Origin of the sequence: Ulvibacterium sp. (assembly GCF_965248315.1) — a bacterium.
Classification (GTDB): Bacteria; Bacteroidota; Bacteroidia; order Flavobacteriales; family Flavobacteriaceae; genus Ulvibacterium.
Map to the genome: position 1 here is coordinate 1507898 of NZ_CBDFIX010000002.1, position 13726 is coordinate 1521623.

Below are 13726 nucleotides of genomic sequence, written 5' to 3' on the forward strand. Positions count from 1 at the left end.
ATTCTAAGATATTCTTGGAGTGCTTCTAAAAACTTAACAAAATGAAAAAATTAGTGTCACTTCTAGTTCTGGTATTAGTAATTGCAGCTTGTAAGAACGATACCAAAAAACAAACGACGGAGGTTGCAGACCTCATAGTTACCAATGCTAAGGTGGCCGTGATGGACGAAAACCGAACCATTACAGAGGCCATTGCTGTAAAAGATGGCAAGGTACTAATGACAGGTACTTCAGACGAGATTGCGAAACTCAAAGCAGATGATACCAAAGTTATTGATGCAAAAGGAAAAACAATTATACCAGGTTTAAATGATTCTCATTTACACCTCACCCGTGGAGGAAGGTTCTTTAATGCAGAGGTACGATGGGATGGCGTAAAAACCCTAAAACGTGCACTCGAAATGTTGAAGGAACAAGCAGCTAGAACACCCGAAGGTCAATGGGTTCGTGTCATAGGCGGATGGAGTCCTTTTCAATTTGAAGAGAAACGATTGTTCACCATGCAAGAACTGAATGAAGCTACAGGAGATGTTCCAACCTATGTTTTGTTCTTATATAGCCAAGGGTATTTGAATCAAGCTGGACTCGATGTTCTAGGTATTGATGAAAATACAAAAGCACCAAAAGATTCCGAATTTCAAAAAGGCCCAGATGGAAAATTGACGGGAGTACTAATTGCAGACCCAAACCCCACTATTCTTTATGCTCGCATTGGAAGCTTACCTCCATTGACCCAAGCCGAAATGGAAAACGGAACAAGGCAGTTTTACCGAGAATTGAACACTTTTGGTATTACAAGCGGAATAGATGCTGGAGGTGGCGGGCATAAGTTCCCGAAGGATTATATGGGAACAAAAGCATTAGCTGATGCAGGTGAAATGCCTATACGTTTGTCCTACTACCTATTCCCTCAAAATAAAGGAGCAGAATATGAAGAGTTTCAAGAGTGGATGGCTAACAATGAAGTTGGTCACAATGGCGAAATCCATTTAGACCACGGTTACGAGCTTGAAGGTGGCGGTGAATTTTTAGCTTGGAGCGCCGGTGATTTTGAAAATTTCCTTGCACCGCAACCAATGCTCAATCGGGACAGACCCACATGGCGTTCGGACTTAAAACGTATTGTCCGCTTGCACGTAGACAATGGTTGGCCTTTCAGAATTCACGCAACCTATGGTGAAACTATTTCAAATATGTTGGATGTGTTTGAAGAAGTAAACCAAGAAACCAATGGCAAACTGGCTTCAAAACGCTGGTTGTTTGACCATGCCGAAACAGTTCAAGAAAAAGACCTTGAACGTATCAAAGCACTTAACGGTGGTATAGCAATACAAGCACGTATGGCATATGCTGGAGAGTATTTCGTTGAGCGATACGGTGCCGAAAAAGCAAAACAAGCACCGCCTGTAAAAAAAATGATCGAGATGGGGTTACCGGTCGGAGCAGGAACCGATGGTACACGTGTTGCAAGTTATAATCCTTGGCCGGCATTGTATTGGTTGGTTACAGGTAAGACCGTAGGTGATTTCCAACTGGCCGAAAAAGCGAATCAGCTATCACGTGAAGAAGCCTTGCATTTGTATACTCAGGGCAGTGCATGGGTCTCTAACGAAGAAACTGTGAAAGGAACGCTAGAGAATGGAATGTACGCAGATTTCGCCATTCTTTCCGATGATTACTTCACAATTCCAGAACAACAAATTAAATCATTGAAATCAGTACTCACCATAGTAGATGGTAAGGTAGTATATGCAAATAGGGAATATAGCACAATGAACCCTCCATTGCCCGAAGTAATACCCGATTGGTCACCGGTAAAACACTTTGGGGGCTATCAATCAAAATAAGTTAAATCACTTAAAGAAAATAAAAATGGAAACAGCAGTAAAGACAAAATGGAGTGTTGACAATTCACATTCAGAAGTGGGATTCAAAGTAAAGCATATGATGATTTCTACCGTAAAAGGACACTTTGGGGAATATGAAGCATCAATAGTATCAAGTAAAGAGGATTTTAGCGACGCGCAGTTTGGTTTTTCCGCGAAAACCGCTTCAATCAACACTAAAAATGACGACAGAGACAATCATTTAAAATCGGATGATTTCTTCAATACTAGTGAATATCCTGAAATGACCTTCACCTCTACATCATTTAACGGGGATAAACTTGTGGGAGATTTAACGATTAGAGATGTCACCAAGGAAGTCATTTTGGATGTAGATTTAAATGGTGTTGCCGTTGACCCTTACGGACAAACCAAAGCTGGTTTTGAAATAAGAGGAAAAATTAACCGTAAGGATTTTAATCTTACTTGGAGCGCGGTTACCGAAGCAGGTAGCATTGTAGTTGCAGATACCGTTACGCTAGTAATAGATGCGCAATTTGTAAAGCAACAATAAACATAACCAAAGCAAAGGCTGTTCTTTTTAAGGGCAGCCTTTTTTAACCTATCAACTCGATGAAAAATAAGAGCACATCCCGAAGAGGCTTCCTTCAAAAGGCAGGCTGGTCAACTCTAGGAATAAGTAGTTTACCTTTTTTGCCAACAGCAATTTTAGGTTGTGAGACCAAAAAAAAACAACAGGATTCAAGAACATCCAGTTTAGGGAATTCGTCGATTTCGGTCAGAAAGAACATTGCAGATATTCCGATAAACGACCCAGAAATCAAACTTCTCAAAGACGCGATCAACATACTTAAAAAACGCTCAGAAGTTTCCCCTTTAGACCCGATGGGATATACAGCCCAAGGTATGCTTCACGCTACCTTTTGTGCAACTAGTATTTATTCCAATCAGGTACATTATAACTGGTATGTTTGGCCATGGCACAGACTATACTTATGGTCCATGGAGCAAAAATTGCAAAAGGCGGTAAACGAGCCAACTCTGGCACTTCATTATTGGGATTGGACCAAATCCAACTTTATTCCGGAACACTATTGGGGAGATGAAAGCAATCCACTTTTTAATGTTACAAGATTGGTTTCCCGGACTGATGAAATTCCAAAAGACTTCATTAATGTAGGAGCCACTTTTAGAGCGGATAAATACAAAACCTTTGGCGGCTACCCTGCTATTAAAAAGCATGGCGATTCCCAACTGGACGGTATTGCAGAGCAATCGTTCCATAACAACATACATAACTGGATTGGTGGTCAAATGGCCACATTTACAGAATCAGGGTTTGACCCCATTTTTTATGGACATCATGGAAACTGCGACCGCATTTGGGATGCTTGGAGAGCATATAGTCCAGGAAACAAATTACCTACAGATGAAGAATGGCTGGAGAAGCGATTGTTTGCCACAGATGGTAATGGAAGGCCTGTAGATTTTAAGATTAAAGAACTGCTCGATACCGAAGCACTAGGATATCGTTTTGCAGATTTAAACCTTAACCCCAATTATTGCAATCCATTTGTTGAAACGGACAAACCTCAACGTAAAGAGACAGGGCGCGATTGCATTGTGCCATTGAATCTCAAAACTTCAGATACCAATGCGATTTACAAGGAGTTCGTGGACAAAGAACGCACCCACGTAATCCTTCATTTTGAAAGAGCACAATTGCCGTATCAGCCCTATTGTGCAAGAGTCTTTTTTGAATACGATAAGTATGGTGAAAAACAGAGTAAGTATACAGGTACCTTTACTATTCTGCCAATATTGGATTTGGATTCGGTCTTATTGCAAAACGGGGTGCACTTACAGATAGAAATTGAAAAGGAAATTGCGGAAGCTATTGATGCCAAGAAGGACATACAAGTAGTATTTCAACCTGTACCGCTTCCCAATAGAAATATACCTGATGAAATTTTGAAATTAGAAAATATCTCTCTTGTAACACATTATGAGAATGGGTAAGTATGGTTCCATATTCATCTTGGTTGCGCTGTTGCACTCCTGTTACCATAAACAAAGTCTACCCATCCTTGGTGAAACATCGGTTGACGCCGGTACTGGTGAAATAGTGTATTATAAAGCACCCGAATTTCAATTAAAAAATCAGTTGAATGAGGTTGCTAGCAGTAATACATTCAAAGGCAAAATACAGGTAGTAGATTTCTTTTTTACAAGTTGCCCGACCATTTGTCCACGAATGACTAGGCATATGAAACTTGTGGAGGATAAATTTCAGGATGATAAAAGAGTATCCATCATATCGTATAGTATCGATTCTAAAACGGATACTCCTGAGAGACTGAAAGAATATGCGGAAGCGTACGGTATCAACAATGATAAATGGACATTTCTAACAGGAAATAGTGAAACCATTTTTGAACTGTCAAAAGATTACAAAGTAAGAGCATTCGACGATGGTGGTCATCAAGAAATTAACCTTATTCATGATGGCACGTTTGTTCTAGTAGATGGTAAACAAAGAATACGGGGCTACTATAACGGTCTTGATGAAAAAGACACCAATAGGCTTATATCGGACATTCAAAAACTTCTCATAGAGTAATTAATGAAAACGAAGCTCAAACATAAAATCTTTAATTCAGAACCCTCCTTTTTATCAAAGGATTGCACACTGTTATTCTTTAGAATACTTGTGTCGCTTTCAATGATAAATACTCACGGAATGAAAAAGCTTTTGAGCTTTGAGGATACTGTAAAACATATCCCGGACCCTATTGGTGTTGGAGGTGAAATAAGTGCTGTTGTAGCTATTGTAGCCAACATAGTTGCACCTCTATTTATCATTGTAGGGCTAACTACAAGACTAGCAGCTATGGCTACTCTTAGTGTTACGCTAATGGGTTTTTTTATTGTTCATGGTAACGACCCCTGGGCTGTGAGAGATGTCCCCCTAATGTACTCACTGGCCTACCTACTCATTTTCTTTATGGGACCAGGAAAATATTCGCTGGATAACAAAATCCTTAAAACATCTTAAAATGAAATCTCAACTCTTTTTTATACTTCTGGCAATAATTGCCGGAGCGGTTCTTCCCATTCAAGCTGGATTAAATGTACAGTTGGGCAAATCTGTACACCAACCTATTTTCGCCGCGTTTGCCTCTTTTTTAATAGGTACAATAGGGCTACTTGTTTACCTCTTTGTTCTCAAATTCGATTTTTTCACCATATCGCAAACAAAGACAGTATCTCCGGTTGTCTGGATTGCAGGAATACTGGGCGCATTTTATGTAGCTGCCGTTATCATTCTTGCCCCAAGACTAGGAACCGCACTCACTTTTGTTCTGGTTGTAGCTGGCCAAATGACGGTTTCTTTAGTGCTTGACCATTATGGTTTGTTGGGCTTGCCCATAAAACAAATTAATTGGCAGCGATTACTCGGCGTAGCCTTTTTGGTTGCAGGAGTTCTCTTAATAAGACGGTTTTAAAGATGAGATTTTGGATAATCGTAAGATGTCTTTTCTATTTTGCTTTTGCAAATGCACAAGATGAAGGCTTTCCCTATAATTTTGGTTTGCTACGACAAAATGACGAGATAAACACAACCCAAGATGCTCCAAAAAGTTTCTATCAAAATATCAAACAACACAAGCTGTCAGCTAAAACCTCTTTGAGTTTTGGTGGAAGTTATCGTTTTCAAATAGAGGGTTTTGTTAATGAACAATTCTCGAGTGAATTAAACCAAAATGACTACTGGTTTTTAAACCGATTTCAATTGCATTCGCACTTGAAAGTATCGGATAAATTTGAGCTTTTCGCAGAAATAAACTCAAGCCTAATAACCAGTAAGGATGAACTTGCTCCAGTGGATAAGGACGAGTTAAGCTTTAACCAGTTGTTTGTTCGTTATCATTTTGATGAAAACTGGAATGCTCTCGTCGGCCGTCAAAATATTCGTTTGGGAAGTGGTCGTTTAATAGATATCCGAGAAGGGCCAAATGTGCGTTTGTCATTTGATATGGTACAACTTCATTACGTTAATCCTAAAACGCAAATTACGGGGTTTTATGCTATACCCGTTCAACTCGAAGAGGGCATTTTTGATAATGATATACTGAACTTCAAGGAGTCCGTAGCCGCATTGTATTGGACACAAAACTGGAATTCAAACACCAATACCGATGTCTACGCCCTATATAAAGAAGAAGAGGATAAAACATGGGATTCGGGAACCGCTGATGACAATCGTTTGTCAATCGGATTACGTCACTTTGGAATGTGGAAAAAGTTCACCTATAATAACGAGTTTGTATATCAGACCGGAGATTTTGGAGGCCAAAACATTAGCGCCTGGACGGCTTCTTTCAATATTGAGCACCCTTTGCCCTTATTGGGCGAAGATGGGGTTATAGGTATTAAAACTGAAGCTATAAGCGGTGATTCAAGTGATCCCGATGGTATTTTGAATACCTTTGATGGCCTGTACCCAAGAGGAGCTTATTTTGGAAGGGTGGCTCGTTTTGGACCTTCTAACCTTATTGATGTACATCCGTATATCAACACCATATTAGGTCCTGTTTCCGTAGAATTGGATTATGTGGCTTTTTGGCGTTTCTCTAGGCAAGATGGCGTTTACAGTCCACCGTTGATATTGGAGTATCCATCCGCTAATGAAAATCGGTTTATAGGGCATCAAATTGGTACGATTGCAAGTTTAAAGGTTAACGACTTCCTTAACTTGGAGTTAGAGACCAATCTTATTTTTCCGAGTGGTTTTCTTGAAGAAAGCGGATTGGATGACACACTTTTTCATACTGTAGTGACAGCTGAGATGAAATTTTAAAACCTTAGACCATGCTAGTTTTAAAATAGATTTTCAGCACTATCGATAGCCTTTTCACTAATTGCTATGATTCTGGGAATGGTTGTATTCGCGCCCTATCTTTTATATCTGTTGATCAAAGAAAATGGAGATTTAAAGAGAGTTCTTACTGGGGAAAGATAGCAAATTGCCCAACTAGGTCTTGAAATAGAAAAAGTCTTAAAAGAAAATTGCTCAAGTTTACAAAAAAACCAATGTTTTGTGGGACAGGCAATCCGATAAACGAACCGCAAGCAACCCTGGGTATATTTTATTTTGCGTCGATGTATACACTGTATATGATATCATTTACCATAAGATATTTTCAAAATGGCTGTCAAAATTTTGAAACGCCAATAGAATTGTTGCAATCTTAGGTAAAACTTTACGAGAAAATCGAACATCAAAGTTGAGCCAACTTATCTCAAAACAAAAGTGCGGGTTTTATCGTACATTGTGACGAAAATCATATTTTCCAGTGTAGATCAAAAATACATTTGCATCCGAAAATTTGGAATCGAGGAACATGAGTTTGGCAAACGAAATCTTAGAACTAAAAAAAAGTAAAAAGGCCATAGTGCTGGCGCACTACTACCAACGGCCGGAAATACAGGAAATTGCTGATTATGTAGGTGATAGTTTGGGCCTCTCGCAAAAGGCTGCGGAAACCGATGCGTCCATTATCGTATTTGCCGGAGTACATTTTATGGCGGAGACGGCCAAAATCTTGAATCCGTCCAAAATGGTTCTATTGCCTGACCTTGATGCAGGTTGCTCCTTGGCCGAATCCTGCCCACCGGATGCATTTCGCAAGTTTAAGGAGGCCCACCCAAACCACTTGGTGATTACCTATATTAACTGCTCGGCAGAAATCAAGGCAATGAGCGATATTGTTTGTACCTCTTCCAATGCTTTAAGGATTGTGGAATCTGTTCCAGAGGATAAGCCCATTATCTTTGCTCCAGACAAAAATTTAGGGAGGTATATCGCCAAAAAAACAGGTAGGGACCTTTTGCTTTGGGATGGGTCTTGTGTTGTACATGAAGCCTTTTCAATAGACAAATTATTGGAGCTCCATAAAGCAAATCCAGGAGCCGTAATCATTGCGCATCCCGAGTCCGAGGAACATATCTTGGACGTTGCGACCTATATCGGTTCCACGGCTGGAATGATCAACTACGTGAAAGAGCATCCCGAGGAACAGTTTATCGTTGCCACAGAAGCTGGTATACTCCACAAAATGCAGCAAGAAGTTCCTGATACAGTTCTCATTCCGGCTCCTGCACAGGAAGACAATACATGTGCGTGTAGCGAATGTGCCTATATGAAAGTGAACACCATACAGAAGTTATACGATTGCCTGCTTAACGAATCCCCGGAAATAGATGTCCCGAAAGCCTTGGCACAATCCGCACTATTGCCCATAGAAAGGATGTTGGAACTATCGAAGTAAGATGATACAAACGAATTTTCTTGTTATTGGCTCAGGGGTAGCAGGATTGACCTTTGCCTCAAAAATTGCCCAGGCACTTCCAGAAAAGACAGTAACCATAGTCACAAAAGCCGATGAGGAAGAATCCAACACAAAATATGCCCAAGGAGGTGTGGCCGTAGTACTGGATCTGGAGGAGGACTCTTTTAAAAAACATATTAAGGATACCTTAGTAGCCGGGGATGGACTTTGCGATCGGGATGTAGTGAAAATGGTGGTGAAGAAAGGTCCAAAACGACTGAAGGAATTGATGGCATGGGGCGCCAATTTTGATATTGACGCTTCGGGAAAATTGGATTTGGGCAAGGAAGGTGGTCATTCGGAACATAGGGTCGTTCATCATAAGGACATTACCGGGCATGAAGTGGAGCGAGCATTGCTGGAAAATTTAAGAAGATTACCCAATGTTTCCATGTTACCGTATCATTTTGCGATAGACCTTATTACGGAACACCATCTGGAGGTTCCGGAATCAAAGCAAGTTTCTTGTTATGGAGCTTATGTACTAAATCAAAGGGCAGGGGAAATTATTACAATCAAGGCGGACAGTACCTTGTTGGCTACTGGAGGTATTGGCCATGTTTATGGGCATACGACCAATCCTGTAATTGCAACTGGCGATGGTATCGCCATGGCCTATAGGGCCAAAGCGGAGATTAGGGACATGGAATTTGTACAATTTCATCCCACCGCCCTATATACCACCAAAGAAGGCCCTTCATTTTTAATCTCCGAAGCTGTACGGGGATTTGGGGCTGTTTTACGAGATAAAAATGGGCATAGGTTTATGCCGGATTATGATGAAAGGGCTGAATTGGCATCACGGGACATCGTATCGCAAAGCATAGACAAGGAATTGAAAAAATCTGGGGATTCCTGTGTTTTTTTGGATTGTACCCATTTGGATATCAATAAGTTCAAAAGACATTTCCCTACGATTTATAGAGAGTGTCTGGCAAACCATATTAACATTGAAACCGATTGGATTCCTGTGGTACCCGCAGCCCATTACCTTTGTGGGGGTGTTGCGGTAGATAAGACTGGAAGAACTTCGGTAAACCGTTTATTCGCCTGTGGCGAGTGCTCCAGAACCGGATTGCACGGTGCCAACCGGTTGGCTTCCAATTCTTTGTTGGAAGCCTTGGTGTATGCGCACAATATCTATAAATATCATGTTGCACGTCCTACCGATTCCCTAAATCTTGCTATTCCGGAATGGAACGATGAAGGAACCCGTATTCCCAAGGAACATATTCTAATACTCCACAATCTTAAAAAGCTACAGGCCCTAATGCGGGATTATGTAGGTATTGTTAGAAGCAACGACCGTTTGGCAAAGGCCGTCCTGCATTTGGATTTGATTTACAAGGAAGTTGAGGAACTTTATAAAAGTTCAAAAGTAACTACGACACTTTGCGAGTTACGAAATATGATCAATGTAGCGCATTTGACAATCGGTCAGTCCTTGAAAAGAAAAGAAAACAAAGGGGGGTACTATAATATAGATAATACCACCAATCTTTGAAAAAGGTGTGTTTGAGATTGGGAACCATCCCTTATTGGAACATTTTTTCGTTCACTCCGCAGTATGGTCACCTTTCCTTAAAGTCCAAATCTACAACGCTTTTATTTCCTCTTCTACGAGAAGCAGGGTCTTTAGGCCCCGGTCCAAATCGAACGCAATTTGGGATCTAGTGCTTTCAAAACTTCCTTTAAGGGTATTAAAAACAGAATTATAGTAGGCAATGCCATCTTTAAGGTTATCCGTAAAAGTGGACAAATACTTTTTTTGCCGATCGGTCACCGTTTCTTTGGCTTCCTCAATTTTGTCTTTGAGATAGTCGATATAGATGTACAATTCCTTGATGAACATATTGGGGCGATCGGTTCTAGTAATTACGTTGGTCCTTCCATAAATATGATCGGTCATTTCGTTTAGGCTGAGTAGTTTTGAAAAATAGGCCATATTGGGTCCTGGACATATAGAAACGCCTTCGCCCTCGGTTTTGGTATCTAAACCATAGGCAAGGAGGGCAGATGTTCCTAACCCAACACAGGTACAGGACTTCTCCACTATTTTTTCATATTTGGCCTGATATTGGGCAGGGGATAATTCCAGGCTATCCAGTTCCTTTAATTTTAAATGCTGGTATTGCCTGGATGCGATGCAAATTCCCTTATCCGTAAGATCCTTGTTCAGGGCAACAAATTTCTTGGGGCAAGAGCTACCGGGCCTTCCTTTATTGATCAAGTTGAACTTTTCATCATCTTTGGTATTGCCCTTAAGGCTATGGAAAGGAATTCCCAGTGGGGAGGTATTGCTCAAATACAGATTATCCTCTTTGGCCTCCACTAATTTGTTACGTGTGCTATCATCGACTGTTGTTGCCTCGGGCACCAAAAGAAAAGGTGTCCCCCATCCAACGGAATCCACATTATAATGGTCCAATATAAACTGATGTTCCTCGGCAGTGCCTACGCCACCTTGAGCTGTTATTTTAAGGGGCAATCCTTTTTTTGGAGCCGGTCTATTTTTTTGTGTCAGTGCCCCTACAAGAATCTGATGGACGGATGCTATCAAATCATCCCTGTTTTCCTTGAATTGATTTAAAATAGGGCCCATAAGGTATCCATCGGTGGCAAAGGCATGACCGCCACAATTGAGTCCAGATTCTATCCGGTATTCGGATACCCATAATCCTTTTTTGGCCAAAAACTTACCTTGGATTAAAGCGGACCGGTAGTCGCTTACCTTTAAGACTATTTTCTTTTTAATATGTCCATTTTCGTCCGGATAAAAATCTTCAAACTGTTCCAGATAGCTATATAATCTAGGGTTCATTCCGGCCGAAAGTATGACGGAAGAGCTCAGGCTGCTATTGGCAAACCCTCTCAGTGCGGCATGCGCATCGTTATATTCACTAGGAAGCTTTTCGTTTTTTTTATAATTATCCTTATCCACCTTGGTCATGATGTTTACATCTATACTTCCCATGGCCATGTGCTCCTTTACCCATTTTTGGACTTCCTCAAGATTAAAATAGTCCGCTGTCAATTTCTTGAATTCCTGTTTTATGTTTGAAGTATCCGGAAGCATATTGAAATAGTCTCGAATACCGTTTGCGGTCTCGGCAGTCGTATTTTTAAACTCATCGAATTTCTTTTGGGCGAGTTCGTTCATAAGATCTAAGTAGGAGGTAATTCGCTTTGCCCGAAAGTCTTCAATTTTTTCCGTGATCTCTGTATACGAAATCTCGAATTTCTCGCAGTACATTTTACGCAATTTCTCAAGGAGAATATCATCCACCAATGAAATCACGGAGTCCATCCCAAATTGAGAAACCTTTAGAGGCGTATCTATAGTAAATCCAATTCCCATTACCGGAATATGGAAAGAATGTGCATGTGTCATTTAATAATCGGTTTAAATCTAGTTCCGGCAAAGTGTTTTTGGAAAATTTTCACGGTTATGTGAAACGCTTTTGCTGTGGCTTGAAATTGCTTTCAGCAAATTTTCGGGTTTTCAGGATTACAGTATATGACTTTTGTCATGTTTTTAAGGCCTTTTTTCTTTTTCTGGCTTACACACGAGCAGCGTATCAAAAATCCGACATTATTACTACAACATTGAATGGCTCAGGGAAAATCATTGTAAAAATGATTATTTAATAAATCACTATTTCTCGGTAGCTAAAGTTGGTGGGTTCGGACCTGTCCAAAAATAATTTTCCTGTACTGATTTCATCTCAGGATATTCCAAACCTTCATCATCATAAAGAATCTGAAGTTCTTTTAATTTGTGTTTTAGACTGTCCACCGTGGTGGTATATTTTGGGTCGTTGAAGGCATTGTACATTTCCGAGGGATCCTTTTTTAAATCGAAGAATTCCCATTCAGGCGGGGTAGGGGACTTGTTGGTCTGCCCAAGGGGCAGGCCGTAATAGAAAATCAGTTTTTTATCTCGCGTTCGGACACCAATATGTGCCGCGACTTCACGATGCAATATGTGTTGCCAATAATGATAGTAAACAGCTTCTCTCCAATCTGCAGGAGTTTCTCCCTTTAAGTTGGGCAAAAAACTCCTGCCCTGTACATCTTGCGGAATATCAATATCCGCTATATCCATCAGAGTAGGGACAAAGTCAGCATTAATAATTAAATCCTTGTTAACCGAGCCTGGTTCGATCAACTTTGGATATCGGATGATCAGGGGCATTCTCATGGCTTCGTCATACATAAACCGTTTACTGAAAAATCCATGTTCTCCCAGAAAATGGCCCTGGTCCGCTGTGTAAATAATCACCGTATTGTCATACAACCCTTCTTTTTTAAGAAAATCGACTAGTTTGCCTACATTTTCATCCAATACCCGGCCACAGCGAAGAAACGACTTGATGTATTGCTGATAGATAAATCCCCGTTGTTCGTCGCGAGTGGCATTTTTAAGACGCTTGTGAGGATAGGTTCCCTGGTTGATTTTCTCTAGTTTAAGCCCAGTTCTTCGGGCTGCCTGTGATCGGTTTTCATAAGTGTCGTAAAGATTTGCAGGTTCAGGAAGATCCTCGTTCGCCCAAAGCGTATCATAAGGTGCTCTTGAGGACCATGGGTCATGTGTGGCCTTGTAATGAGTCATCACCAGAAAAGGTTTTGTCGTATCCCTTTTTCTAAGATACGTGGCAGTAAGTTCCGAAATTATATCTGTCGACCAACCTTCCCTGGTAATCAAGCTATCCTCCCCTTTTTCAATAAATTGAGGGTTTTTGTAGTTGCCTTGAACCGGTAAAACTTTAAAATCATCAAATCCGGTGGGCAAGGTCTCCAGATGCCATTTTCCAAACAAAGCCGTTTGATAGCCGGCAGAGCGAAAAGCACTTTGAACAGTGAATTGTGAACCATCAAAAGCCTGACGTAATATCCGCACGCCATTTTTATGGCTGTACTTTCCGGTGATAAGGGTAGCCCTGCTAGGGCTACAAATTGAATTGGTAGAAAAAACATTCTCAAATCGTATACCCTCCTCGGCCAACCGGTCTATATTCTCAGTCTGGGCATATGCTGCCAAAATGCCACCATAAGCGCTTATGGCTTGCGTAGTATGATCATCGCCCATAATAAATATAATATTGGGCTTGGTCTTTGGATTGGTAATACCCTCCTTTTCTTTCTTGACATCCTTACAGGTGATGCAAGATATAAGAATGAGGAAAAGTGCTCTATTTTTCATTGTTCAATTCGTTTGTGCAAATGCCTATGTACCTCTTTAGAGGTCAGTACACAACTAACTTATGTTTTATAAAATAGGGTTTTGATAGCTACTTTCCAGGGGCAAAACATTTCTGAGCTTAACATTCGTTTTAAAAGAACGATTATTTAGCAAGCTTGTCGGGATTATAGTCGTAGTAAATATAGATGAAACAGCGCAATTATTCCCATAAGTTGCCTTTTGTCCAAAACTAATAAGGCTACGGGCAAACTGGACGGATTGTATTGGTAATCGTAAGTATTTTT

General features: G+C 40.6%; 11 protein-coding genes. 9 read left to right on the plus strand and 2 right to left on the minus strand.

What is annotated here, in order from left to right; translation table 11 throughout:
• The first annotated feature begins 41 nt into the window (after positions 1-41).
• From ACP2AF_RS07960 to nadB, 9 genes are all read left to right on the plus strand, one after another.
• Positions 42-1847 (plus strand): amidohydrolase, encoded by a 1806-nt coding sequence (locus ACP2AF_RS07960; RefSeq protein ID WP_425235700.1) that lies wholly within the window; start codon positions 42-44, stop codon positions 1845-1847.
• 25 nt (positions 1848-1872) lie between these two features.
• Positions 1873-2400, plus strand: a complete 528-nt coding sequence (locus ACP2AF_RS07965; RefSeq protein ID WP_425235701.1) for a YceI family protein — start codon at positions 1873-1875, stop codon at positions 2398-2400.
• Between the two features lie 59 nt (positions 2401-2459).
• Positions 2460-3866 carry a tyrosinase family protein gene (locus ACP2AF_RS07970; RefSeq protein ID WP_425235702.1) on the plus strand — a complete coding sequence of 469 codons (1407 nt, stop codon included), beginning with the start codon at positions 2460-2462 and terminating at the stop codon, positions 3864-3866.
• Positions 3859-4467 carry an SCO family protein gene (locus ACP2AF_RS07975; RefSeq protein WP_425235703.1) on the plus strand — a complete coding sequence of 203 codons (609 nt, stop codon included), beginning with the start codon at positions 3859-3861 and terminating at the stop codon, positions 4465-4467. Before ACP2AF_RS07970 ends, ACP2AF_RS07975 begins: the two co-directional genes overlap by 8 nt.
• A gap of 3 nt (positions 4468-4470) precedes the next feature.
• A complete protein-coding gene (locus ACP2AF_RS07980) occupies positions 4471-4902 on the plus strand; it encodes a DoxX family protein (protein WP_425235704.1) in 432 nt (143 codons plus the stop codon).
• A gap of 1 nt (position 4903) precedes the next feature.
• Complete coding sequence (locus ACP2AF_RS07985) at positions 4904-5353, plus strand: DMT family transporter (protein ID WP_425235705.1); 450 nt, start codon at positions 4904-4906, stop codon at positions 5351-5353.
• A gap of 2 nt (positions 5354-5355) precedes the next feature.
• Positions 5356-6708: an alginate export family protein gene (locus tag ACP2AF_RS07990; RefSeq protein WP_425235706.1), complete on the plus strand. Its 1353-nt coding sequence runs from the start codon at positions 5356-5358 to the stop codon at positions 6706-6708.
• A gap of 544 nt (positions 6709-7252) precedes the next feature.
• Entirely contained in the window at positions 7253-8179 is a 927-nt protein-coding gene (gene nadA, locus ACP2AF_RS07995) for a quinolinate synthase NadA (RefSeq protein WP_425235707.1), read from the plus strand.
• A 1-nt stretch (position 8180) separates the two neighbouring features.
• On the plus strand, positions 8181-9743 hold the full coding sequence (gene nadB, locus ACP2AF_RS08000; RefSeq protein WP_425235708.1) for an L-aspartate oxidase: 1563 nt from the start codon (positions 8181-8183) through the stop codon (positions 9741-9743).
• A 90-nt stretch (positions 9744-9833) separates the two neighbouring features.
• Here the strand turns inward: nadB and ACP2AF_RS08005 are convergent, their stop codons facing one another.
• Together ACP2AF_RS08005 and ACP2AF_RS08010 are read right to left on the minus strand one after the other, a co-directional pair.
• Entirely contained in the window at positions 9834-11630 is a 1797-nt protein-coding gene (locus ACP2AF_RS08005; RefSeq protein WP_425235709.1) for a hypothetical protein, read from the minus strand.
• Between the two features lie 264 nt (positions 11631-11894).
• Positions 11895-13442: a sulfatase family protein gene (locus ACP2AF_RS08010; protein WP_425235710.1), complete on the minus strand. Its 1548-nt coding sequence runs from the start codon at positions 13440-13442 to the stop codon at positions 11895-11897.
• Positions 13443-13726: the final 284 nt, after the last annotated feature.

Bases quoted from the DNA above. Each gene is read 5' to 3' on its own strand.
- ACP2AF_RS07960 (WP_425235700.1), top strand. From the start codon at position 42: ATGAAAAAATTAGTGTCACTTCTAGTTCTGGTATTAGTAATTGCAGCT.
- ACP2AF_RS07965 (WP_425235701.1), top strand. From the start codon at position 1,873: ATGGAAACAGCAGTAAAGACAAAATGGAGTGTTGACAATTCACATTCA.
- ACP2AF_RS07970 (WP_425235702.1), top strand. From the start codon at position 2,460: ATGAAAAATAAGAGCACATCCCGAAGAGGCTTCCTTCAAAAGGCAGGC.
- ACP2AF_RS07975 (WP_425235703.1), top strand. From the start codon at position 3,859: ATGGGTAAGTATGGTTCCATATTCATCTTGGTTGCGCTGTTGCACTCC.
- ACP2AF_RS07980 (WP_425235704.1), top strand. From the start codon at position 4,471: ATGAAAACGAAGCTCAAACATAAAATCTTTAATTCAGAACCCTCCTTT.
- ACP2AF_RS07985 (WP_425235705.1), top strand. From the start codon at position 4,904: ATGAAATCTCAACTCTTTTTTATACTTCTGGCAATAATTGCCGGAGCG.
- ACP2AF_RS07990 (WP_425235706.1), top strand. From the start codon at position 5,356: ATGAGATTTTGGATAATCGTAAGATGTCTTTTCTATTTTGCTTTTGCA.
- nadA (WP_425235707.1), top strand. From the start codon at position 7,253: ATGAGTTTGGCAAACGAAATCTTAGAACTAAAAAAAAGTAAAAAGGCC.
- nadB (WP_425235708.1), top strand. From the start codon at position 8,181: ATGATACAAACGAATTTTCTTGTTATTGGCTCAGGGGTAGCAGGATTG.
- ACP2AF_RS08005 (WP_425235709.1), bottom strand. From the start codon at position 11,630: ATGACACATGCACATTCTTTCCATATTCCGGTAATGGGAATTGGATTT.
- ACP2AF_RS08010 (WP_425235710.1), bottom strand. From the start codon at position 13,442: ATGAAAAATAGAGCACTTTTCCTCATTCTTATATCTTGCATCACCTGT.